This is a genomic window from Methylobacterium sp. 4-46 (genome assembly GCF_000019365.1).
Taxonomy (GTDB): domain Bacteria; phylum Pseudomonadota; class Alphaproteobacteria; order Rhizobiales; family Beijerinckiaceae; genus Methylobacterium.
In genome coordinates, this window is record NC_010511.1 from 2,386,520 (window position 1) to 2,408,353 (window position 21,834).

Genomic DNA, 21,834 nt, shown 5'->3' on the forward strand with positions numbered 1-21,834 from the left:
GCCATGGCGCGGTCAAGGCAGCGGCGACGCGCGCCCGGTGACATCCGCCACGACGCCGGCGAGGCGCGCCTCGCCGCGGGCGTTGCGCACGAGGCCGCCGCGGCAGGCGAGGCGGCGGGGCCGCTCGGCCGGCGCGCGGCTGCGGTAGACGAGATCGACGTCGCCCCCGCCCCGCAGGGCGCGTTCCAGGGCCGCGACCAGGCGCGGCCCGTCCGCGGGGTCGAGCCGCGCCACCCACGCGTCGAGCGGCTCCTCCTCGGCCGGCCCGCCCCGGGGCGCGGCCTCGCCGGGCGGTTCGATCCGGTCCGGCGGCGGCTGCGACCAGCACACCGACCGGGTCTCGGGGTCGAGCTCCCAGGCGGCGAGGCCGGCGGCCGTGAGGGCGAGCCGCAGGCCCTCGCTGCGGGCGCGCTGCGCCTCCTCGGCCGTCTCCTGCTCGTGGATGTCCGACAGCGTGCCCACCCATTCGCGGATGCTGCCGTCGAGATTCTCGATCGGGATGCCGCGCGCCAGCATCCAGCGGTAATGCCCGCCCCGGTGCCGGACCCGGTAGGCGATCTCGAGGGGCTCGCCGGTGCGCCGGGCCTGCGCCCAGGCCTCGGTGGCCCGGCCCCGGTCTTCGGGGTGGAGCGCGTCGAGCCAGCCCTCGTCGCGCAGCCGGTCCTCGGGCTCGCCGGTCCGCGCGGTCCAGCCGAAGCTGCGGATGAAGCGTCCGTCGGGGCTCGCCCGCCACTCGATGGCGGCGCTCGCCTCCACGAGGGCGCGGTAGCGCTGCTCGCTCTCGCGCAGGCTCGCCTCGGGGTCGGGGACGGGATTGCGGGAGGTCGCCGGCGTGATCCGCGTGAAGGTCGGCTCGTAGCGCCCGAGCGGCAGCTCGATCCGCACGCTGAGGGGGCAGGCGGGATCCTCGTAGATCTGCTGCAGCACCTGGCGCAGCCGCCGCGCCTCCACCCGCACGATGGCGTCGGTCGCCGGATCGAAATTGGCCGGCCGGCCGAGGGCGTCCGTGGCGATGGTGTAGGATTTCAGCAGGCTGCCGCGTCCCGCGAGGCTCTCGCCCACCACGTAGGACAGGAAGGTCGAGAGCTGGGGCGACTTGCGCAGCTGAGGCTGCTGCAGCAGGAGGGCGAGCGCGGCCCGGATGGCGTCGGATCCTATCGCATCCTGGTCCATCGCCGCGCTCTGGCCTTCGTCCCGCCTCATGCTCCGCGGCGCACACCGCCCGCCGCCGGCTCGCGGTCGACCGGTGACCCGCCTTGTCCCATGCGGGGACGGGTAGCACAACCAGAACGTATCATACGGTCGGTACTGTCGGCCTGGATGCGGGCGGGCTCGCGCCGGAGGGCGCTCCGGGAGTTAGCGCGAGGCGGGGCGGATGGTTCCGGCGCGCCGCGGGTGGGGGCAGTCGCGGCGCCCCGACGGCCTACAGCCTTCGGGCGCCGGAGCGGCGCAGCTCATGATCCCCGCGGACGCACCACCGGTCCCGGACCCGACCGTGCGGAGAGGATCGGCGGCCCGGAGCCGCGCGCCGGGCGGGCCGCCCGGACCCGTCAGCCGGACAGGAGCCGCGCGCCCACCACCGCGGCGGCGGCGCGGTTCTGCACGCCGAGGCTGCGCAGGAGCGCCGCCATGTGCACCTTCACGGTGCCCTCGCCGAGCTGCAATTGCCGGGCGATCTCCTTGTTCGACTTCCCCTCGACGAGCAGGGCCAGCACGTCGCGCTGCCGCGGCGTGAGTTCGACCGTGCGCCCGGGGCGCAGGCTCTCCGAGTCGGGCGCGGCGCGCGGCGCCGCCGGGCGGGCCGGCCCGTCGAGCACCGCCAGGGAGGGCGGCACGTAGATCTGCCCGTCGAGGATCATGCCCACCGCCCGGGTCAGTTCCGAGGAGCCGAGCCCCTTGGGCACGTAGCCGTGCACGCCCACTTCCAGGGCCGCCAGGATCTTGTGCCGCTCGCTGGATCCCGAGACCACCGCCACCTTCACCCACGGGAAGCACTCCCGCACCGCGCTCAGGCTGCCCGGCCCCTCCATGCCCGGCATCGCCAGGTCGAACAGGGCGAGGGTGATGCCGTTCGCCCGCTGGGCGAGCTGGTCCAGGGCTGCGTCCAGCGACCCGGTCTCGACGACCTCGCCGAAGCCAAGGCTCCGATTGAGGATCGCCACCATCGCCAGACGGAAGAACTCGTCGTCGTCGGCGATCAGGGCCACGGGCGCCGTCTGTTGAACCATGCTCAGATCTTTCATCTCCCTGGGCTGTTGTATGGGCAGGAGGGGCATACCGTCCATAGTGTCGCGTCTTCCTCCACCGGGACGATGGCTGCGGCGGTGCCGCATCGGGATCCGGCGGGAGATGGTCCGTCCCTTGCTCCCGGGGGCGGCGGAGCAGGCGATCCTGCAGGAGGCATGCCGTGACCGAGACCCCGCCCCCACCCGCGGCGCTCGCCGCCTACCTGGACGCGGCCGCGCCGCTCCTCGGCCTCGATGTGCGGCCGGAATGGCGCGAGGGCGTCCTCGGCCACCTCGCGACGCTGCTGGCCGCCGCCGCGCGAGCGGCGGGGCATCCCCTGCCGGACGAGCTCGAAGCCGCCCCGGTCTTCGAGGCCGCGCCGTGACGCCGGACTTCGCCGCCGCCATCGCGGGGCGCGTCGCGCGGCGCGAGCTCGGCGCCCGGGCGGTCGTCGCGGCCGCCCTCGACCGCATCGCCGCGCTCGACCCGCGCGTCGGCGCCTTCACGGACGTGACCGCCGCGCGGGCGCTCGCCGCCGCGGAGGCGCTCGACGCGCGGCTCGACCGCGGCGAGGCCGCGGGTCCCCTCGCGGGGGTGCCGTTCGCGGTCAAGAACCTGATCGACGTCGCGGGATTGCCGACCCGGGCCGGTTCGCGCATCAACCGCGAGCGGGTGCCGGCCGCCCGGGACGGGGCCCTGGTGCGGCGCCTCGAGGCGGCCGGGGCGATCCTCGTCGGCGCCCTCAACATGGGCGAGTACGCCTACGACTTCACCGGCGAGAACGTCCATGACGGGCCGAGCCGCAACCCGCACGCCCTCGCCCACATGAGCGGCGGCTCGTCGGGCGGCTCGGGGGCGGCGCTCGCCGCGGGCCTCGTGCCCCTCACCCTCGGCTCGGACACCAACGGGTCGATCCGGGTCCCCAGCGCCTTCTGCGGCGTGTTCGGCCTCAAGCCGACCTACGGCCGCCTCACCCGGGCCGGCAGCTTCCCCTTCGTCGGCAGCCTCGACCACCTGGGTCCGATGGCGCGCAGCGTCGCCGACCTCGCCCTGGCCTACGACGCCATGCAGGGACCGGATCCGGAGGACCCGGTCGCGACGCGGCGCCCGCCCGAGCCCGTCACCCCGCTCCTGGGGCGCGGGGCCGAGGGCCTGCGCGTCGCGGTGGCGGGAGGCTACTTCGCCCGCGGCGGCGACCCGGAGGCCTTCGAGGCGGTCGCCCGGGTCGCCCGGGCGCTCGGCGCCGACGCCACCGTCGAGATCCCCGAGGCGGCGCGCGCCCGCGCGGCGGCCTACCTGATCTCCGCGGCCGAGGGCGCCGCCCTGCACCTCGACCGGCTGCGCGCGCGCCCCGGGGATTTCGACCCGGCGGTGCGCGACCGGCTCCTCGCCGGCGCCATGATCCCGGCCCCGCACGTCGAGCGCGCCCAGCGCTTCCGGCGCTGGTACGCCGGGGCGGTGGCGGAGGTCTTCGCCGGCGTGGACGCGATCCTCGCCCCCGCAACGCCCTGCCGGGCGCCGCGCGGCGGCGAGACGGTGCTGGTCCTCGACGGGGTCGCGATGCCGCTGCGGCCGAACCTGGGCGTCTTCACCCAGCCGATCTCCTTCGTCGGCCTCCCGGTCGCGGCGGTGCCGGTCTGGCTCGACGACGGCCTCCCCCTCGGCGTTCAGGTCATCGCGGCGCCCTGGCGCGAGGACGTGGCCCTGCGGATCGCCCACGCCCTCGAACAGGCCGGCGTCGCGCGCGCGCCGGTCGCCCCGCTCTGAAGGATCCCGCCGATGCCGCTCCCCGCCGATCCGGACGCGCGCGCGGTCGACGACCCGGCCGTGAAGGCCGAGGTCGAGGCGGCCTTCGCCGCCTACGAGGCCGCCCTGGTGTCGAACGACGTCGCCACCCTGGAATCCCTGTTCTGGGACGATCCCCGCACCATCCGGTACGGCGGGGGCGAGAACCTCTACGGCATGGACGCGATCCGGGCCTTCCGGCGCGCCCGCTCGCCCGCCGGCCTCGCCCGGACCCTGGCGCGGACCGTGATCACCACCCACGGCCGCGACTGCGCGACTGCCATGACATTGTTCTTTCGTGCCGGAAATCCGGGCATGGTCGGGCGCCAGAGCCAGACTTGGTGCCGCTTCGCGGATGGGTGGAAGGTCGTCGCGGCCCATGTGAGCGTCATTCCCGATCCCAACCCCGCCGGAGACTGATCCATATCTGTGTCACGACTGCACCATGCCGGGATGGCCGCGGCCGGGGCGCGGATCGTGGCACGGACGTTGCCCTGACCCTGGGGAGTGACGCAGGGGAATGGGAGACGGGGATGGTCAAGCGGGGGCTCGTGGCGCCGGGGCTTGTGGCGCCGGGGCTTGTGGCGCCGGGGCTCGTGGCGCCGGGGCTCGTGGCGATGGCGACCGGCATCGCCATGCTGGCTCAGGCGCAGGCGGCGGACGTGCCGGCCAAAGCGCCGGTCGCGCCGGCGCCGGTGCCGGACTCGATCTTCCTGTTCGCCGACACTCAGGTGAGCTACCGCTACGTCTTCCCGGCCTCGGAGCCCGGCATCCCGAACCGCAAGACCGCCGACCCGCTCGACGGGCGCGGGATTCCCAAGCACGTCCTCAACATCTCGCACGCGGATGCCTGGGCCTACGGCACGAACTTCTTCTCCCTCGACATCCTGAAATCCGGCTCGCAGGACCCGTCGGGCTACGCCTTCCCGCGGCTCGGCATCGCCACCGGAATCGGCGCGACCGAGGCCTACGGCCTCTACCGCGGCACCCTCTCGGGCAACGCGCTCAGCAGCAGCAAGGCTTTCGCCATCCCGGGTGTCGTCAAGGACGTGTCGATCTCCTTCGGCGCCGACATGAATTCGAAGAACACGTCGTTCGGCTCCGAGAAGCGCCTGATGGTGGCGGGCGTGAGCTTCGCCTTCGACGTGCCGGCCGGCTTCATGAACCTCGCGGTCCACGCCTCGAAGGAGTGGAACCGCAACGGCATCGTGCCGCTGCCGGCGCGCGACGTCGAGTTTCAGGTCACGCCGGAATTCGAGCTGGTCTACAACTTCCCGCTCGATTTCACCGGGCTGCCGCTCAGCCTCGCGGGCTTCAACAACGTCGTGCTGCCGAAAGGCAGGGACGGCTTCGGCGCCAAGACCGTCACCGAATTCCTGTCGCGCACCAACCTCGTCCTTGATGTCGGAAAGCTGATCTACGACAAGCCGAACCGCGTCAACGTGTTCGTGGGCTTCCAGTACTGGCGCAACAAGTTCGGCAATGACCAGAGCAGGGTGCCCGGGTCCGAGGAAAAAGCCTTCCTGGCCGGCGTCGCGTTCCATATCTTCTGAGGGTTGCGGCGGATCGCGGGGACCGGGATGCAGCGGGACGACACGGGGGCGGGCGCGCGGCTCTGGCTGCGCGACCCGCTGGCGATCCTGGCGGAGGGGGCCGGCGGCGGCCTCGTGGTGCAGGGCAGCCGCATCGTGGAGCGGGTGCCCGCCGGAGGCGCGCCGGCCGTGCCGGCCGACGCGGCGGTCGATTGCTCGCGCCACGTGGTGATCCCCGGGCTCGTCAACACGCACCACCACGTCTTCCAGACGCTGACGCGCGCCCATCCGGCGGCGATCAACAAGCCGCTCTTCCCGTGGCTGAAGGCGCTCTACCCGATCTGGGCGCGGCTCACCCCGGATTCGTTCCGGCTGGCGACCCGGCTCGCCTACACGGAATTGCTGCTCTCGGGCTGCACCACCGCGGCCGACCACCACTACCTGTTCCCGCGGGGGCTCGAGGCGGCGGTCGACATCCAGGTCGAGGAGGCGCGGGCCCTCGGCATCCGCGCCTGCGTGACCCGCGGCTCCATGAGCCTGTCGGAGAAGGACGGCGGCCTGCCGCCCGAGAGCGTGGTCCAGGACGACGACACCATCCTGGCGGATTGCGAGCGGGTGCTCGGGCTGTTCCACGACCCCGCGCCGGGCGCGATGGTGCAGATCGCGCTCAGCCCCTGCTCGCCTTTCGCGGTGACCAAGCGCCTGATGCGCGAGACGGCGGCGCTCGCGGCGCGGCACGGGTGCCGGCTCCACACCCATCTGGGGGAGACCCGCGACGAGAACGCCTACTGCCTGTCCGCCTTCGGGCAGCGGCCGGTCGACTACCTGGAGGAGGTCGGCTGGCTCTCCTCGCGGACCTGGCTCGCCCACGGCATCCACTTCGACGACGGGGAGGTGGCGCGGCTCGGGCGAGCGGGGGTCGGCATCTGCCACTGCCCGACCTCGAACATGACCCTGGCCTCGGGCTTCTGCCGGACCTGCGAGCTCGAAGCCGCCGGGAGCCCGGTCGGGCTCGGGGTCGACGGCTCGGCCTCGAACGACGCGTCGAACCTGATCGAGGAGGTGCGCCACGCCGTGATGCTGAACCGGCTGACCTACGGGGCCGAGAGGGTGACCCATCGCGACGCCCTGCGCTGGGCCACCGAGGGCTCGGCGGGCTGCCTCGGGCGCCGGGACATCGGCCGCCTGGAGGAGGGCTGCGAGGCGGACCTCGCCCTCTTCACGCTCGACGAGCTGCGCTTCTCCGGCGGGCACGACCCGCTCGCCGCCCTGGTCCTGTGCGGCGCGAGCCGGGCCGACCGGGTGATGGTGGCGGGCCGATGGCGGGTGATCGACGGGGCGCCGGTCGGGCTCGACCTGCGCGCCCTGCGCGAGGCCCACGGCGACGCGGCCCGCTCGCTGTTCGGGGCCGCGTGACCGGCATGGCCGAGGCCACCCCCCTGTTCGGCGCCTACGGGATCGTCAAGCGGTTCGGCGCCTTCGCGGCCAATGACGGCGTCGACCTGGAGATCCGCGCGGGCGAGATCCACGCCCTGCTCGGCGAGAACGGGGCCGGCAAGTCGACCCTGATGAAGATGCTCTACGGCCTCCTGGAGCCGACCTCCGGGGCGCTGACCCATCGGGGCGAGCGGATCCGCATCCCGAGCCCGGAGGCCGCTCGGGCGCTCGGCATCGGCATGGTGTTCCAGCACTTCTCGCTGTGCGAGAACCTGACGGTGATCGAGAACATCGCGCTGGTGATGCCCCGCAGGTTGGCGAGGGCGGCCCTGCGCGGGCGGCTCGCGGCGGTGACGGCCGCCTACGGGCTCCCGCTCGATCCCGACCGGCCGGTCTGGTCGCTCTCGGCGGGGGAGCGCCAGCGCATCGAGATCGTCCGCTGCCTCCTCCAGGATCCGGTCCTCGTCATCCTGGACGAGCCGACCTCGGTGCTCACCCCCGGCGAGGCCGAGGGCCTGTTCCGGGTGCTGGAGCGGCTGCGCGACGAGGGCAGGGCGATCCTCTACATCTCGCACAAGCTCGACGAGGTGCGCCGGCTCTGCAGCCGGGCGACGATCCTGCGCGGCGGCAAGGTGGTGGGCGCCTGCGACCCCCGCCGGGAGAGCGCCCGCTCCCTCGCCGCCCTGATGGTCGGCGAGCAGGTGGCGGAGGTGCGCCCGCCCGCCCGCCCGCCCGGCGCCCGCGCGCGCCTCGTGGTCGACGGCCTGTCGCTTCCCGCCCCGGGCCTCCACGGCACGCCGCTCCGCGACGTCTCGCTCCGCGTGCGCGAGGGCGAGGTGGTGGGGATCGCGGGCATCGCCGGGAACGGCCAGGCCGAGCTCTTCGCCGCCCTCTCGGGCGAGACCCTGGCCGAGCGCGCCGATTCGGTGCAGGTCGACGGGGCGCCGGTCGGGCGGCTCGGCATCACGGCCCGGCGGCGGCGCGGTGCCGCCTTCGTGCCCGAGGAGCGCAACGGCCACGGCGCGGCGCCGGACCTCGGCCTGACCGACAACGCCATCCTGTCGCGCCACGCCGATGCGGGGCTCGCGCGGGCCGGGTTCCTGCGCCTCGGCGCGGCCCGCGCGCTGATGCAGGCGATCGTCGCGGCCTTCGACGTGCGCAAGGCCGGGCCCGACCCGGCCGCCCGCACCCTGTCGGGCGGCAACCTGCAGAAATTCCTGGTCGGGCGCGAGATCCTGGCCGAGCCCGGGATCCTCGTCATCAACCAGCCGACCTGGGGCGTGGACGCGGCGGCGGCGGCGCGCATCCGCCAAGCGCTGCTCGACCTCGCCGGGCGGGGCGCCGCCGTCCTCGTCATCAGCCAGGACCTCGACGAGCTGTTCGAGGTGGCCGGGCGCATCGCCGTGCTGCACGAGGGCCGGCTCTCCCCCGCCCGGCCGGCGGGCGACCTCACCCGCGAGGCGATCGGCCTGATGATGGGCGGGGCCGCCGGCCCGGAGGTGCAGGCCCATTCGGGCGACGCCCGCGAGGCCGAAGCCCGCACGGGCGGTGCCCATGCGGGCGGTGTCCACGCGGGCGGTGCCCATGCGGGCGGTGCCCGCCAGGAGGATGTGCGTGCGCCTTGACCTCGCTCCCCGGCCGCGCCGCTCGCGGCTCATGGAGGCGCTGAGCCCGGCCCTGGCCTTCGCGCTCGCGGTGGCCATCGGCGGCCTCGCGGTGGCGGCGATGGGCCGCTCGCCCGCGGCCGCCTTCGCGATCTACTTCGTCGCCCCGCTGACCGAGTTCTGGTCCCTGCAGGAGGTGGCCCTGAAGGCGGCGCCGCTGGCGCTGATCGCGACGGGCCTCGCCTTCTGCTACCGGGCCAATCTCTGGAATATCGGCGCCGAGGGCCAGTTCGTGATCGGCGGGCTGGCCGGCGGGTGCATCGCCGTCGCCACGCACGGGATCGAGGGCGGGCCGCTCGGCACGTCCTGGATCCTGCCCGCGATGCTGGCGGCGGGCACGCTCGCCGGCATGGCCTACGCGCTGATCCCGGCGATCCTCAGGGTCGCCCTCGGCGTCTCGGAGATCCTGACCAGCCTGATGCTCGTCTACGTCGCCGAACTCCTGCTCGACTACCTCGTGCGCGGGCCCCTGCGCGACCCGGCGGGCTACAACTTCCCCCAGAGCGTCGGCTTCGACGACGCGGCCCGCCTCGCCCCGCTGATCGAGGGCGAGAACCTGCACGCGGGCGTGCTGATCGCGCTGGCCGTCGTGCTCCTCGCGGTCGTCGTCCTGTCCCGCACCCTGTTCGGCTTCCGGGTGCGGGTGGTCGGCGCCGCGCCGCGGGCGGCGCGCTTCGCCGGCTTCAGCGAGGCGCGGCTGACGCTGGCGGCGTTCGCGGTCTCCGGCGGCGCGGCGGGGCTCGCCGGCATCGCCGAGGTCGCCGGCAGGATCGGCCAGCTGCAACCCTCGATCTCCCCCGGCTACGGCTTCACGGCGATCATCGTGGCCTTCCTCGGCCGGCTCTCGCCGATCGGGATCGCCCTGGCCTCCCTCGTCATCGCCCTCACGACGATCGGGGCCGAGGGGGCGCAGATCGCCCTCAAGCTGCCCCTCGACCTCACCCGCGCCTTCCAGGGCCTGCTGCTCGCCCTGGTCCTCGGCGCCGACGTGCTGGCGCGCTACCGGGTGCGCCTCGTGCCGGGAGGGCGTGCGGCGTGAGTCTCGACCTCGTCCAGATGGTGCTGTTCACCATCGTCACCGCGTCGACCCCGCTCCTGCTCGCCGCCACCGGGGAACTCGTGGCGGAGCGCGCGGGCGTGCTCAACCTCGGCGTCGAGGGCATGATGGTGCTCGGCGCCGCCCTCGGCTTCGCGGCGGCGGTGGAGAGCGGCTCGACCCTGGTCGGGGCGCTCGCCGGCATCGCGGCCGGCATCGCCCTGGCGGGGCTGTTCGCCCTGCTGACGATCGGTCTCGCCGCCAACCAGGTCGCCTCCGGGCTCGCGCTCACGATCCTCGGCCTCGGCCTCTCGGGGCTGGTCGGGGCGCCCTATATCGGCCTCAAGCGCGAGGCGGCGCCGCACCTGCACCTGCCCCTGCTCTCCGACCTGCCGGGCATCGGCCGCCTGGTCTTCGGCCAGGACGCCTTCGTGTACGCCGCCGCCCTCCTGGTCGCCGGGGTCTGGGTCTTCCTGTGGCGCACGCGGGCGGGCTTGGCGCTGCGGGCGATCGGCGACGACCACGCCGCCACCCACGGCCTCGGACTGCCCGTGCGGCGGGTGCGGCTGCTCGCGGTGCTGTTCGGGGGCGGCTGCGCCGGGCTCGGCGGCGCCTACCTGTCCCTGGCCTACACGCCGTTCTGGGCGCCCGCCATGACGGCGGGCCGCGGCTGGATCGCGCTCGCGCTGGTGGTCTTCGCCTCCTGGCGGCTCGGGCGCCTCGTCGCGGGCGCGCTGCTCTTCGGCGGCGCCACGGTGCTGCAGCTGCACGCCCAGGCGGCCGGCATCGGCCTGCCGGGGCAGGCCCTCTCGGCGCTGCCCTACCTCGCCACGATCCTGGCCCTCGTCATCCTCTCGCTCGGCCGGCGGGCCGGCGGCTCGACCGCCCCGGCCTCGCTCGGGCGCGTCTTCATCCCGCCGCGCTGATCCGCGGCCTCCCAAGGAGCACGTCATGAAACGGATCGTCCAGGGCGCCCTGCACGCGGCCGCGGCGGGCCTCGTCGCCCTCGGCCTCGCCTCCGCGCCCGCGCGGGCGGCCGACAGGCTGAAGGTCGGCTTCGTCTATGTCGGGCCGGTGAGCGATTACGGCTACTCCTACCAGCACGACCAGGGCCGCAAGGCGCTCGAGGCCGCCCTCGGCGACAAGGTCCAGACCACGTACCTCGAATCGGTGCCCGAGGCCGACAGCGAGCGCGCGATCGAGAGCCTCGCCCGCTCCGGCCAGGACCTGATCTTCACCACCTCGTTCGGCTTCATGGAGCCGACCCTCAAGGTCGCCAGGAAATTCCCCAAGCTGAAATTCGAGCACGCCACCGGCTACAAGCGGGCGCCCAACGTCGGCACCTACTCGGCCCGGTTCTACGAGGGCCGCTACGTCTGCGGCGAGATCGCCGCCAGGATGACCAAGACGGGCGTGCTCGGCTACATCGCCTCCTTCCCGATCCCCGAAGTGGTGAGCGGCATCAACGCCTTCATGCTGGGCGCGCAATCCGTGAAGCCCGACATCAAGGTCAAGATCGTCTGGGTCAACACGTGGTTCGATCCGGGCAAGGAGGCGGAGGCGGCCAAGGCGCTGCTGGCCCAGGGGGCCGACATCCTCTCGCAGCACACCGACTCCGCGGCGCCCCTGCAGGAGGCCGAGAAGCAGGGCAAGCTCGGCTTCGGCCAATCCTCCGACATGATGCGCTTCGCGCCCAAGGCCCAGCTCACCTCGATCGTGGACGATTGGGGGCCGCACTACGTCGGCGCCGCCAAGGCGGTCCTCGGCGGAACCTGGAAGAGCGCCGATGTCTGGGACGGCATGAAGGAGGGGGCCGTGGTGCTCGCCCCCTTCGCCAACATGCCCGACGACGTGAAGGCCGCCGCCGAGGCGCGCACGAAGGCGATCAAGGACGGCAGCTTCCACGTCTTCACCGGCCCGATCACCAAGCAGGACGGGACGCTGGCCGTGAAGGCCGGGGAGGTCGCGCCCGACCCGATGATCCTGGGCATGAACTGGTACGTGAAGGGGATCGACGACAAGCTCCCGAACTGAACCGTTCCCCGCGGGCGCGGACCGGGAGACGCTCCGGCATCGGGGCCCCCGACGTCGGCGCGGCCCGGCCCCGCGGTACCCCGCCCCGGGCAACCGGTCGCCGTCGCAGGTCCCGGCGCGTGCGCGGGCGCACAGGCCGGGTCGTCGGCGGCGCGGCCCGGGGGCCGGCCCGGATGCCGCGGACCTCGCGCAAGGGGTTGGCGCGACAGCGTTGTGCGCGGCGGGCGTGCCCCGAGGACCGACCCGGGCGCGACGGAACTGCCTCAAACTTGGCCAGCGATTGCCTTACGCTGGGTCAAGCAGCCTTCCCGAAGGGCGGAACCGCTCCTATCTCGACCGGTTGAGGGGCGACCCGCTCGACGGGGAGGACAGACGATCATGCGCGCTTCACTTCTTGCCGGCGCCGCGGCGCTCAAGCTGGCGCTCTCGGCCGGCACCGCTCTCGCCCAGAGCTACACGGCCCCGGCCGGTATCCCGCCCGCCACGGCGCCCGGCGGCCTCAGCGGCGCCGCGGGCTGGCGCAACGCGGCGGAGGCGATCGATTCCGGTCAGGGCATCGCGGTGCGCGGCGGCTGGGCCGACCGCGACGTCGCGACCGGCGCCGCGGCGGCGCGTCCCCCGCGCGCCCATCGCAGCGGGTTCGGCGGCGTGGAGGAGTGATCCCGCCGGTCATGTCCCGTGACCGCTGGGTCGGGTCTCGAATGCGCCGCCGCGCCTTCGGCGTGGTGTCGCCCATTCGAGAGGGTCGACGGCCCGATGCGTCGGCATCCCGGGCCGTTGACGTGAGCGGGCCCCGGCCGCCCGCGCGAGGCTAACCGCGCCGCTTGCCGCGCTTCTTCTCCCGGCCGGCGGCGGCGCGGATCAGGGCGGCGAGGCCGGGCTCCGTCACGGCCTCGGCCGCGTCCGAGGGGCTGAACCAGCGACCGTCGCGCTCCTGCTGCTCGGGCCAGGCCTTGAGCTGCCGCCTGACATGCAGGGGGAAGACCTGCACTTGGCACAGGACCGTGTCCCGGCTCTTGAGGCGCTTCTGGTAGAGGTAGCTGCCGAGCGCGTGCTTCTCGACCCGGCCGATGACGCCGGCCTCCTCGTAGGCCTCGCGGGCGGCGGCCTCGTGATTCTTGAGGCCCTTCATGGGCCAGCCCTTGGGGATCACCCAGCGGCGGGTCTCGCGCGACGTGATGAGGAGCACCTGCGCGCCGTCCGGCCCGTGGCGCAGCGGCAGCACGCCGACCTGCCGGCGCGGAGCCTCGGCGCCTTCCACCCAGCCGGTGAGCGCGGCCGTGAGGTTGCGCAGACTCTTCATCCGGCGCGCGGGCCCTGCACGGTCCGGTCGGCGGGAGGCGGGACAGGCATCACGAGGGTGGCGAGACCGTGCGGGGGTGACCGGGGCGCCGAGGCGGCGGCCCCTCCATAGGCGCGGCCCCGGGGGGGACTCAAGCCGAATTAATTTCCCGGCAAACTATCTCGCCCTCAGGCCTCGGCGCCGAGGGTCGTGATGAGGTCGTCCAGCCGGATCCGGAGCTCGGCAATCTCGGCCTCGCTCATCTTGAGCTGGCGAACGATCTCCTGGCGCACCGCCACCGCCTCGTCGCGCAGGGCCAAGCCCTCCGGGGTGAGACTGATCTCGACCTCGCGCTCGTCCTGCTGGCGGCGGGTGCGGCGCACGTAGCGCGCGGATTCCAGCCGCTTGAGCACGGGGGTGAGCGTGCCGGAATCCAGGCGCAGCCGCCGGCCGATCTCCGACACGGTCAGGCCGTCCGTCTCCCACAGCACGATCAGGACGAGGTATTGCGGATAGGTGATGCCGAGGCGCTCCAGCAGGGGCCTGTAGCACTTCGTCATCCGGTGCGAGGCCGCGTAGAGCGCGTAGCAGAGCTGGTTGTCGAGGCGGAGCGTGTCAAAGCCCGACACGATGGGCTCGAGAGACGTCATTCGTCACACCATACTGTCGCGCGCGGGCACCGCGAGCCTGCCGCGCCGGTCAAGAACTCGCGCGCGCAAAGGGAACGCATACCACGAACTCGACGGTCGAAGAACCGCGCGCGGGTCATTTTTGCCCGGAATATAACACGTCGATAGCCTTTTGGTCCTAGAACGGACGGAGTAGGATCTGGTCCGCGAAGGCATCCGCGTCGTCCAGGGTGCGCAGGTCGAGGCGGTAGGCCCCCTCCGCGACGCGCCCGAGCACCGGGACGGGAAGCGCCCGGAACCGCGCCGCGAGGCGCTCGGGCCAAGCGCCCGCCCCCTTGCCGGAGGTGCCCGCCCCCTTGACGGAGGCGGGACGCAGGACGAGGGCGGCGCTCGGCAGGCTCTCGACCGGCAGCGACCCGGAGCCGACCTGGCTGAGGCAGGGCTCGACCGCGACGCGCGCCTGCGCGCCGAGGGCCCGCGCCACGATCGGGGCCAGGGCCTCGGCCTGCGCCCGGATCTCCGCCTGGGGGCGGGTCAGCAGCCGCAGGGTGGGCAGCCGCTCGCGTAGGCGCTCGGGCTCCCGGTAGAGCCGCAGCACCGCCTCCAGGGCCGCGAGGGTCATCTTGTCGACCCGCAGCGCCCGCTTCAGCGGGTCCCGGCGCAGCCGCGCCACCAGGTCGGCGCGGCCCGCGACGATCCCGCACTGCACGCCGCCCATCAGCTTGTCGCCGCTGAACAGCACGAGGTCGGCATCGGCCAGCGCCTCGCGGACCACGGGCTCGCGCGGCAGGCCGTAAGCCGCGAGGTCGACGAGCGCGCCGCTGCCGAGATCGACGCAGAAGGGCAGGCCGCGCTCCCGGCACAGGGCGTGCAGCGCCGCGGGATCGGGCGCGGCCGTGAATCCCTGGATCGCGTAATTGCTCGGATGCACCCGCATCACCAGGCCGGTGCGCGGCCCGATCGCCGCCGCGTAATCGGCGAGGTGGGTGCGGTTGGTGGTGCCGATCTCGACGAGGCGGCTGCCGGCCCGGGCCATCACGTCCGGCATCCGGAAGGCGCCGCCGATCTCGACCAGCTCCCCGCGGGAGACCGGCACCTCCCGCCGCCGCGCCAGGGCCGTGAGGACGAGGAGCACCGCCGCCGCGTTGTTGTTGACGACCGTCGCCGCCTCCGCCCCGGTGAGGCGGCAGATCAGCGCCTCCGCGTGGGCGTCGCGCTCGCCGCGGCGCCCGGTGGCGAGGTCGAGCTCGAGGTTGGTCGGCCGGGTCATCGCGGCGACGACCGCCTCCGCCGCCTCGCGGGGCAGCAGGGCCCGGCCGAGATTGGTGTGCAGCACCGTCCCGGTGAGGTTGAAGACCGGCCGCAGCGAGGGCGTGAGCCACGCGTCGAGCCGCGCGCCGACGGCCTCCGCGAGGGCGTCCGCGGGCGGGGCGGGCAGCCGGGCCTGCCGGATCTCGCCGAGCACCGCCCGAACCGCCTCGGTCACCAGGGTGCGGCCGTGCGCGGCCGCGCGCCGCGCGAGGTCGGGATGGCCGAGGAGGCGCTCGACGGCGGGCAGGCGGGCGGGGGAGGGGGCGTCCACGGGGGCGGTCAGGCGGCGACCCGGCCCCCCTCCGGGACGGCGCTCGCCCCGAAGCGGGCCGCATTCCGGGAGAAGGTCGCGTCCATCGGCTCGCTCCGGGCGCCCTCGGCGCACCACGCCGCGCGGAGCCGGCACGCCTGCCCGAGCCAGCGGATCAGGCCCCGCCGCTCGGGCCCAGGGCATATCTGGAGAGGGGGCGGCCGCCCGCAAGGGCCGGTCCGCCTCCGCGTCAGCGGCGGCCGTCGAGGGGGCGGATGCGGCGCTCGACGAGCGGCCGGCCGACCTTGCGCTCCACGATCACGGTGCGGGGGCCCCGCATGCCGCTGCCGGTGCTGATGATCCGCTCGGGCGCGCGATCGGATTTCGGCTTGACGGCCTTCAGCACGTGGGGCCGGACCTCGTCCGGCGGCAGGCCGATCAGGCCGGCGGCGATCTCGACCTGCTGCTCGATGTCGTCGGCGAGATCCTGCGCCGCGGCCACGGCCTCGGCGACCGTCGGCGGCTCCTTGCGGACGCGGATCGGCGGCAGGGGGCGGTTCTTGTCGGTCGGCTTCTTCACGGGGCGGCCCATCGTCATGAGGGGGGTTATAGCGCGTCCGCGCCGGATTTTGCAGTGCAGCACGACGATCCGGGCGCCGGCGACGCCGCGCGCCCGCCCGGACAGGCCGCCTCGGTCGGCGCTATCGGCCGTGCCCGCCTCGCGAATCCGCCCGACACAGCAGTGCCGGGGCGGTCGCAGAACGGGACTTGGGCATTGTGTCGCAGGTGGGACAGGCGCAGCATCGTCGCGGTAATCCTCGCTCGTCCGCCCTTGTGCGGCCGCGAAGGCGTTGCAAGAGTCGCGCCCGTGACCGCTCCCGCACATTCCGCCCCCGCCCGGGACCCGCGCCTGACCGCGGCCCGCCCCGACCTCGCCGATGCGCGCCTGCGCGGCGCCGTGCAGGCCGCCCGATTCGTCGCCGGCACGACGCGGCGGGTCGGCGCGCCCCTCGCGCCCCTGCGCCGGGCCCCGCGCGACGACGCCGCCCTCGACACCGAGGCCCTGCGCGGCGAGGCCGTGACGGTGTTCGAGGTGGCGGCGGGCTGGGCCTACGCGCAGCTCGAGGCGGACGGCTACGTCGGCTACCTGCCGGCCGCCTGCCTGGGCGACCCCGACCCGGCGCCGACCCATCGCGTCACCGCGCTGCGCAGCTTCGTGTTCCCGGCGCCCGACCTGAAGCGGCCGCCGCTCGCGCATCTGAGCCTCTCGGCCGCCGTCGCGGTCGAGGGCGAGGAGGGCGCCTATGCCCGCCTCGCCGGGGGCGGCTACGTCTACGCGGCCCATCTCGCCGACCTCTCGGCCCGCGCGCCCGACTACGCCGCCACCGCCACCCGCCTCCTCGGCACGCCCTACCTGTGGGGCGGGCGCTCCAGCCTCGGCCTCGACTGCTCGGGCCTGGTGCAGATCGCGCTCGGGGCGGCCGGGATCGCCGCGCCGCGCGACGCGGACCTGCAGGAGGCCGCGCTCGGGATCCCGGTCCCGGTGACGCCCGGCCTCGACGGGCTCGCGCGCGGCGACCTCGTGTTCTGGCGCGGCCATGTCGGGCTGATGCTCGATCCGGCCACCCTGATCCACGCGAACGGCCACCACATGGCCGTGGCGATCGAGCCGCTCGCGCAGGCGCGGGCGCGCATCGCCGCGGCCGGGGCCGGGCCGATCACCTCGATCCGGCGCCTCGCGTCGGCCGCCTGAGGGGCGCCCGGCTCCCGCACGCGATGCTGCCGACCGCCGCCCCCTTCACGCGCGCCGGAATCCTGGCGGGCATCCGCCTCGGCCTGCCGGTCTGGCCGAGCATCGCGGTGTTCGGCGCCGCCTTCGGGGCCGCGGCGGCGCAGCGCGGCCTCACCCTGTCGGAGGCGCTCGGCATGAGCGCCTTCGTGTACGCGGGCGCGGCCCAGATGGTGACGCTGGAGGTCTGGGGCCGGCCCTGGACCCTGAGCGCGCTCCTCGCGGCCATGACCGTGACGGCGCTGATCAATGCGCGGATGATCCTGATGGGCGCCACGGTGCAGCCCTGGCTGCGCGGCACGCCGTTCTGGCGCACCGCCCTGACGCTGTTCTTCCTCGTCGATGCGGGCTGGCTCATCGGCATGCGCCATCGCGCGGAGGGCGGGCGCGACCTCGGAATCCTGTTCGGGGCCGGGTTCGGGATGTGGCCGCTCTGGATCGCCACGACCGGGCTCGGGCACCTCGCCGGCGGATTGGTGGCGCAGCCCCGGGCCTACGCCCTCGACATGATCATGCCGATCTTCTTCGCCGCCATGCTGGCGCCGCTCTGGCGCGGCGTCCGCCCGGCCCTGCCCTGGCTCGTCTCGGGCGCGGTCGCGCTCGCGGTGCAGCGCCTCGTGCCGGGCTACGGCTTCATCGCCGCGGGGGCGCTCGCGGGCCTCGTCACCGGGGCGCTCGTCGATGACGGGGCGGCGCGGTGAGCGCGCAGTGGCTCGCCGGGCCGGCCGGCTCGCTCCTCGCCGTCGCGGCGCTCACCGCCGTCACCTACCTGTGCCGCGCCTCCGGCGTGCTGCTGATGAGCCGCGTGCGGCTGACGCCGCGCGTCGAGCGGGGCCTGCGGGCCCTGCCCGGCTCGATCGTGGTGGCGACCGCGCTCCCGACCGGCCTCGCGGCCGGGGCGCCCGGGATCGCCGGCCTCGCCGCGGCCGCCGCCGTGATGGCGCTCACCCGGTTCGAACTCGCGGCGATCGCCGCGGGCCTCGCCGTGGTGGCGCTCGGGCGGGCGGCGGGCCTGTAATCCGACATCCGACGGATCGCGTCGCAACGCGGATCTCGGCGTCGCTCACGCGCCGCGCGGGCTTGGCATTCGCTTCCCGGACGTGATCGTCCGGACGGCGGATGACGGCTCACCAGGGCAGCGTCTCGCCCCGGTAGTCGAGATAGGCGATGCCCTTGCGGCCGAGCTGGCGCTCCAGCACCGCGGCCATGCCCTCGGCGCTGGTCGCCACGTCGATATCGGCCTCCGGCCCGCCCATCTCGGTGCGCACCCAGCCCGGATGCATCAGCACGACGCCGAAGGGCGCGTCGCCGTGGCGCGCCTCGAAGCTGCGGGCGAGGCTGTTGAGGGCGGCCTTGCTGGCGCGGTAGGTCTCCCAGGTGCCGCCGTCGTTGAGGGCGACGCTGCCCAGGATCGAGCTCATCAGCACGACGAGGCCGCCCGGCGCCACCAGCGGCGCCAGGGTCTCGGCCGCCCGGACCGGGCTCAGGGCGTTGGTCTCGTAGACCCGGAGCGCCACCGCGCGGTCGATCTGCGGCGCCGGCACCTGCGCGTCCGGCGCGATGCCGGCCACGATGAAGACGACGTCGAAGCTTCGTCCGTCGAGGCGCCTGCGCAGACCCCTCACCGCCTCGTCGTCGTCGATGTCGACCCGCTCGACATGCGGGGCCGCCGGCCCGACCGCTTCCAGCTGCGGAGCGGGGCCGCGGGCCGTGGCGGTCACGTCCCAGCCCCGCTTCAGCAGCGCCTGCACCAGCCCGAGCCCGAGTCCCCGCGAGGCGCCGACGATCAGCGCCGTCCTGTCCTGCCTGGCCATGTCCGAGATCCTTCCGCGAGATCCGCCTGTGGGTGCCGCCCAGATAGGGCGGCGGGGGCCGTCGCGTCAGTCCGGCCCGGCGCGGGCTCAGGCGGCGCGCTGCGCCGCGCGGGGCTGGAACGCCGCCAGCATCGCGTCGATGAGCCCGTCGAGGCTCTCGGCCCAGTGCGAGAGGGCGGTCGCGGGCGCGATGGGGACGATCGCGTGGGCCTCGCCGCCGGAGAGGACCGGCTCCGCGCCGAGCCGCCGGGCGAGGGCCAGGAGGGGGCGGTTTCCGGCGAGCGCGCGCAGATGCACCTGGCCCACGGCCGCGTGGCGCGCGGCGGTGCAGAGGCGTTCGGCGAGGGCGGTGCCGAGGCCGCGCTGCCGGTAGCCGGGCTCCACGGAGAAGGCGGCCTCGGCCTCGGGCCCGAGGCCGGCGGGGCCGGTCGGGCGCAGCTCCCCGACGCCGCGCAGGATCCCGTCGACGAAGGCGCCGTAGACGAGGCCGTCGCGGGCGAGGGCGGCCGCGCCGTAGGAGCGCGCCCCCGCCTCGCTCACCGCGGCCATGAAGCGGTTGAACCGGGTCTCCCGGTCGAGCCGGCCGAAATGCGCCTCGACCGCCGCGCGGTCGCTCGGCCACAGGCGGCGGATCACCGCCGCGCCGCTCACGGAATGGGTCATGTGTGTGACGACTCCAGGACTGCGCTGACGCGCTCCCGGGCGTTGCTCTCCCGGCCGGACGAATCCCGCCCGGCGCCGTTGTGCAATGCAGCACGGGCGCGGCCGTTCCGGCCGGGCCGCCCTGCGGCGGACGCATGGTTTCGCCTCGAAAGCACCGCATTGCGCCGGCGCGGCCGCCGGTCTAAGCGGGGCGGGTGACGCACTGCACCGCTTCCTCCGGCCCCGTGGCGGCCCGCTACGAGGCGCTCGTGGCCGAGGGCGCCATCGAGCGCGATCCCGCCCAGACGCACCTCGTGGCCCATCTCGACGCCCTGGTGGCCGAGCTCGCGGAGGCGCCCGCGCCGCAAAAGCTCGGCCCGCTCGGCCGGCTGCTCGGGCGCAGGCCCGAGCCGGCGACCGGGCCGCGCGGCCTCTACGTCTGGGGCCTCGTCGGGCGCGGCAAGACGATGCTGATGGACCTCTTCCACGAGGCGGCGCCGGGGTCGAAGCGGCGGGTCCACTTCCACGCCTTCATGGCGGACGTGCACGAGCGCATCCACCAGCACCGGCAGGCCGTGAAGGCGGGGCGCGCCAAGGGCGACGACCCGATCGCTCCGGTGGCCGAGGCGCTGGCCGAGCAGGCGAGGCTGCTCTGCTTCGACGAGTTCACGGTGACCGACATCGCCGACGCGATGATCCTCGGCCGCCTGTTCACGGCCCTGTTCGGCCAGGGCGTCGTGATGGTGGCGACCTCGAACGTCGAGCCCGACCGGCTCTACGAGGGCGGCCTCAACCGGGCGCTGTTCCTGCCCTTCATCGCGCTCCTGAAGGAGCAGGTCGCGGTGGTCCGGCTCGATTCCCGCACGGATTTCCGCCTGGAGAAGCTCGGCGGCTCGCCGGTCTACCACGTGCCGGCCGACGAGGCCGCCGCCACGGCGCTGACGCGGGCCTTCCGGGCGCTCACCGGCCACAAGCAGGGACATCCGGCCACGATCGCCGTGAAGGGCCATGACGTGTTCATCCCGGAGGCCGCCGCCGGGGTGGCGCGCTTCACCTTCGCGGATCTCTGCGCGCGACCGCTCGGCGCCTCCGACTACCTCGCCCTTGCCCAGCGCTTCCACACCCTGATCGTGGAGGCGATCCCGGTCATGGGCCTGGCGCAGCGCAACGAGGCCAAGCGCTTCATCACGCTGGTGGACGCGCTCTACGACACCCGCACCAAGCTCCTCGCCTCCGCGCAGGCCGAGGCCCCCGACCTCTACCGGGCCGAGACGGGCCGCGAGGCCTTCGAGTTCGAGCGCACGGTGTCGCGCCTGATCGAGATGCGCTCGGAGGAGTACCTCGCCCTGCCGCACGGCCGGCCGGATTCCGAGGCCTCGGGCAGCACGACCGGGCTGGTGGAGACCTGATCCGCGCCCGGCCGCGGAACTCCCCCTGCCCAGGCGGACTCTCCTCGTCCCGGGAGGGCTTCCCGCCCCCCGCACTCCCGGCTAATTTCGAGGCGCGGCAAGGAGCGGGCCGTCGCGCAAGACCTCTCCATCCAAAGGTCGACAACGCCCGCATGCGTCGCACCCGCTCCGGCGCCGGTTCGAGAGACGAGGCCGACCCGCCGCGCGGCGGCCGGGCGCGGGCCGGCGCCGTGCGCCTCTCGCCGGACGGCCAGCTCCTCGTCGCGCCCGCCGCCCGCGCCCGCGCGGCGCCGCCCTCCGCCGATGCGCGGCTCCTCGCCATCGCGAGCGAGCACCTGCGCCGCCTCGGCCACCGGCAGGTGACCGTGGTCGGGGTCGCGGCGGAAGCCGGCATGACGCACGCCAACGTCTACCGCTACTTCCCCTCGAAGACCGCCCTTGTCGACGCGGTCGCCGGGCGCTGGCTGCGCGAGGTCGAGACCGAACTCGCCGCGATCGCCGACGCGCCCGACCCCGCCGACGACAAGCTGGAGCGCCTGCTCCTCGCCCTCTCGACCCTGCAGCGCGAGGTGCTGGCCAAGGATCCCCACCTGTTCGCGGTGCATCTCGACGCCACCGTGGAGTCCAGGCCCATCACCCGGCGCCACCGCGGGCGCCTGAGGCTCCTCGTCGAGCGCGTGGTCGACGAGGGCATCGCCGGCGGCGCCTTCCACCTCCGCGACCGGGAGCGCGCCCTCGCCTTCGTGTTCGACGCCAGCCACCGCTTCACGCACCCGGCCTCGATCCAGCTCGACGCCGAAGTGCCCCGCGACCTGATCGAGGCCCGGTTCGGCGCGGTCATCCGGGCGATCCTGCGGGTCCTGCGCACCGGCGCGCTGTGACGGAATAACATTCGCTATCATTTGTAACAAACGCTGAGGCAGCAGCTAAGCTGCTCTGCACACGTGAAAAATTTCACCGGCTGGCCTCCCCGCGCGCGCTCCGGGCGGGTGCT

Annotated in this window: 23 protein-coding genes; 15 read left to right on the forward strand and 8 right to left on the reverse strand. The window is 74.5% G+C overall.

Going from position 1 to position 21,834, the window contains the following annotated elements:
• Positions 1–12 precede the first annotated feature (12 nt).
• Positions 13–1,173, reverse strand: coding sequence for a PAS domain-containing protein (locus M446_RS10135; RefSeq protein ID WP_012332009.1), 1,161 nt, complete (start codon positions 1,171–1,173; stop codon positions 13–15).
• Positions 1,174–1,550: 377 nt separating this feature from the next.
• Positions 1,551–2,228, reverse strand: a complete 678-nt coding sequence (locus M446_RS10140) for a LuxR C-terminal-related transcriptional regulator (protein WP_043701070.1) — start codon at positions 2,226–2,228, stop codon at positions 1,551–1,553.
• A gap of 179 nt (positions 2,229–2,407) precedes the next feature.
• Between M446_RS10140 and M446_RS38850 the strand changes: the two genes are divergently transcribed.
• The 10 genes from M446_RS38850 to M446_RS10190 all read left to right on the forward strand — a co-directional run bounded on the left by M446_RS38850 (position 2,408) and on the right by M446_RS10190 (position 12,374).
• The gene (locus M446_RS38850) at positions 2,408–2,611 is read left to right on the forward strand and encodes a DUF4089 domain-containing protein (protein WP_012332011.1); all 204 of its coding nucleotides are present in this window, start codon (positions 2,408–2,410) and stop codon (positions 2,609–2,611) included.
• Positions 2,608–3,993, forward strand: coding sequence for an AtzE family amidohydrolase (locus M446_RS10150; RefSeq protein ID WP_012332012.1), 1,386 nt, complete (start codon positions 2,608–2,610; stop codon positions 3,991–3,993). Before M446_RS38850 ends, M446_RS10150 begins: the two co-directional genes overlap by 4 nt.
• Positions 3,994–4,005: 12 nt before the next feature.
• Positions 4,006–4,431, forward strand: coding sequence for an oxalurate catabolism protein HpxZ (hpxZ, locus tag M446_RS10155; protein ID WP_012332013.1), 426 nt, complete (start codon positions 4,006–4,008; stop codon positions 4,429–4,431).
• 197 nt (positions 4,432–4,628) lie between these two features.
• Complete coding sequence (locus M446_RS10160; protein WP_043702224.1) at positions 4,629–5,564, forward strand: hypothetical protein; 936 nt, start codon at positions 4,629–4,631, stop codon at positions 5,562–5,564.
• 27 nt (positions 5,565–5,591) lie between these two features.
• Complete coding sequence (locus M446_RS10165; protein ID WP_012332015.1) at positions 5,592–6,959, forward strand: 8-oxoguanine deaminase; 1,368 nt, start codon at positions 5,592–5,594, stop codon at positions 6,957–6,959.
• A 5-nt stretch (positions 6,960–6,964) separates the two neighbouring features.
• Positions 6,965–8,605 (forward strand): ABC transporter ATP-binding protein, encoded by a 1,641-nt coding sequence (locus tag M446_RS10170; protein WP_012332016.1) that lies wholly within the window; start codon positions 6,965–6,967, stop codon positions 8,603–8,605.
• Complete coding sequence (locus M446_RS10175; RefSeq protein ID WP_012332017.1) at positions 8,595–9,683, forward strand: ABC transporter permease; 1,089 nt, start codon at positions 8,595–8,597, stop codon at positions 9,681–9,683. The genes M446_RS10170 and M446_RS10175 overlap by 11 nt, the downstream gene beginning before the upstream one ends.
• Positions 9,680–10,606, forward strand: a complete 927-nt coding sequence (locus tag M446_RS10180) for an ABC transporter permease (RefSeq protein ID WP_012332018.1) — start codon at positions 9,680–9,682, stop codon at positions 10,604–10,606. The genes M446_RS10175 and M446_RS10180 overlap by 4 nt, the downstream gene beginning before the upstream one ends.
• 25 nt (positions 10,607–10,631) lie before the next feature.
• Positions 10,632–11,714 (forward strand): BMP family ABC transporter substrate-binding protein, encoded by a 1,083-nt coding sequence (locus M446_RS10185; protein ID WP_012332019.1) that lies wholly within the window; start codon positions 10,632–10,634, stop codon positions 11,712–11,714.
• A 378-nt stretch (positions 11,715–12,092) separates the two neighbouring features.
• Positions 12,093–12,374 carry a hypothetical protein gene (locus tag M446_RS10190; RefSeq protein WP_012332020.1) on the forward strand — a complete coding sequence of 94 codons (282 nt, stop codon included), beginning with the start codon at positions 12,093–12,095 and terminating at the stop codon, positions 12,372–12,374.
• 151 nt (positions 12,375–12,525) lie between these two features.
• Here the strand turns inward: M446_RS10190 and M446_RS10195 are convergent, their stop codons facing one another.
• From M446_RS10195 to M446_RS10210, 4 genes are all read right to left on the reverse strand, one after another.
• Positions 12,526–13,017 carry an NUDIX hydrolase gene (locus tag M446_RS10195; protein WP_012332021.1) on the reverse strand — a complete coding sequence of 164 codons (492 nt, stop codon included), beginning with the start codon at positions 13,015–13,017 and terminating at the stop codon, positions 12,526–12,528.
• Positions 13,018–13,184: 167 nt separating this feature from the next.
• Positions 13,185–13,646: a MarR family winged helix-turn-helix transcriptional regulator gene (locus M446_RS10200; RefSeq protein WP_012332022.1), complete on the reverse strand. Its 462-nt coding sequence runs from the start codon at positions 13,644–13,646 to the stop codon at positions 13,185–13,187.
• A gap of 157 nt (positions 13,647–13,803) precedes the next feature.
• Positions 13,804–15,207: an L-seryl-tRNA(Sec) selenium transferase gene (gene selA / locus M446_RS10205; RefSeq protein WP_012332023.1), complete on the reverse strand. Its 1,404-nt coding sequence runs from the start codon at positions 15,205–15,207 to the stop codon at positions 13,804–13,806.
• Positions 15,208–15,436: 229 nt separating this feature from the next.
• Positions 15,437–15,784, reverse strand: coding sequence for a hypothetical protein (locus M446_RS10210; protein ID WP_012332024.1), 348 nt, complete (start codon positions 15,782–15,784; stop codon positions 15,437–15,439).
• Positions 15,785–16,054: 270 nt separating this feature from the next.
• Here M446_RS10210 and M446_RS10215 point away from each other — a divergent pair, with 270 nt between their 5' ends.
• The 3 genes from M446_RS10215 to M446_RS10225 are packed head-to-tail and all read left to right on the forward strand — an operon-like array spanning position 16,055 to position 17,993.
• Positions 16,055–16,939: a C40 family peptidase gene (locus M446_RS10215; RefSeq protein ID WP_012332025.1), complete on the forward strand. Its 885-nt coding sequence runs from the start codon at positions 16,055–16,057 to the stop codon at positions 16,937–16,939.
• Between the two features lie 23 nt (positions 16,940–16,962).
• Positions 16,963–17,676, forward strand: coding sequence for an AzlC family ABC transporter permease (locus M446_RS10220; RefSeq protein WP_012332026.1), 714 nt, complete (start codon positions 16,963–16,965; stop codon positions 17,674–17,676).
• Positions 17,673–17,993 (forward strand): AzlD family protein, encoded by a 321-nt coding sequence (locus M446_RS10225; RefSeq protein ID WP_012332027.1) that lies wholly within the window; start codon positions 17,673–17,675, stop codon positions 17,991–17,993. The genes M446_RS10220 and M446_RS10225 overlap by 4 nt, the downstream gene beginning before the upstream one ends.
• A gap of 109 nt (positions 17,994–18,102) precedes the next feature.
• Here M446_RS10225 and M446_RS10230 read toward each other — a convergent pair whose 3' ends face one another.
• Positions 18,103–18,789 (reverse strand): SDR family oxidoreductase, encoded by a 687-nt coding sequence (locus tag M446_RS10230; protein ID WP_012332028.1) that lies wholly within the window; start codon positions 18,787–18,789, stop codon positions 18,103–18,105.
• An 87-nt stretch (positions 18,790–18,876) separates the two neighbouring features.
• Positions 18,877–19,452, reverse strand: a complete 576-nt coding sequence (locus tag M446_RS10235) for a GNAT family N-acetyltransferase (protein ID WP_012332029.1) — start codon at positions 19,450–19,452, stop codon at positions 18,877–18,879.
• Between the two features lie 194 nt (positions 19,453–19,646).
• Between M446_RS10235 and zapE the strand changes: the two genes are divergently transcribed.
• Both zapE and M446_RS10245 read left to right on the forward strand, forming a co-directional pair.
• Positions 19,647–20,840, forward strand: coding sequence for a cell division protein ZapE (zapE, locus tag M446_RS10240; RefSeq protein WP_012332030.1), 1,194 nt, complete (start codon positions 19,647–19,649; stop codon positions 20,838–20,840).
• A 152-nt stretch (positions 20,841–20,992) separates the two neighbouring features.
• Complete coding sequence (locus M446_RS10245; RefSeq protein ID WP_012332031.1) at positions 20,993–21,721, forward strand: TetR/AcrR family transcriptional regulator; 729 nt, start codon at positions 20,993–20,995, stop codon at positions 21,719–21,721.
• The last annotated feature ends 113 nt before the right edge of the window (positions 21,722–21,834 follow it).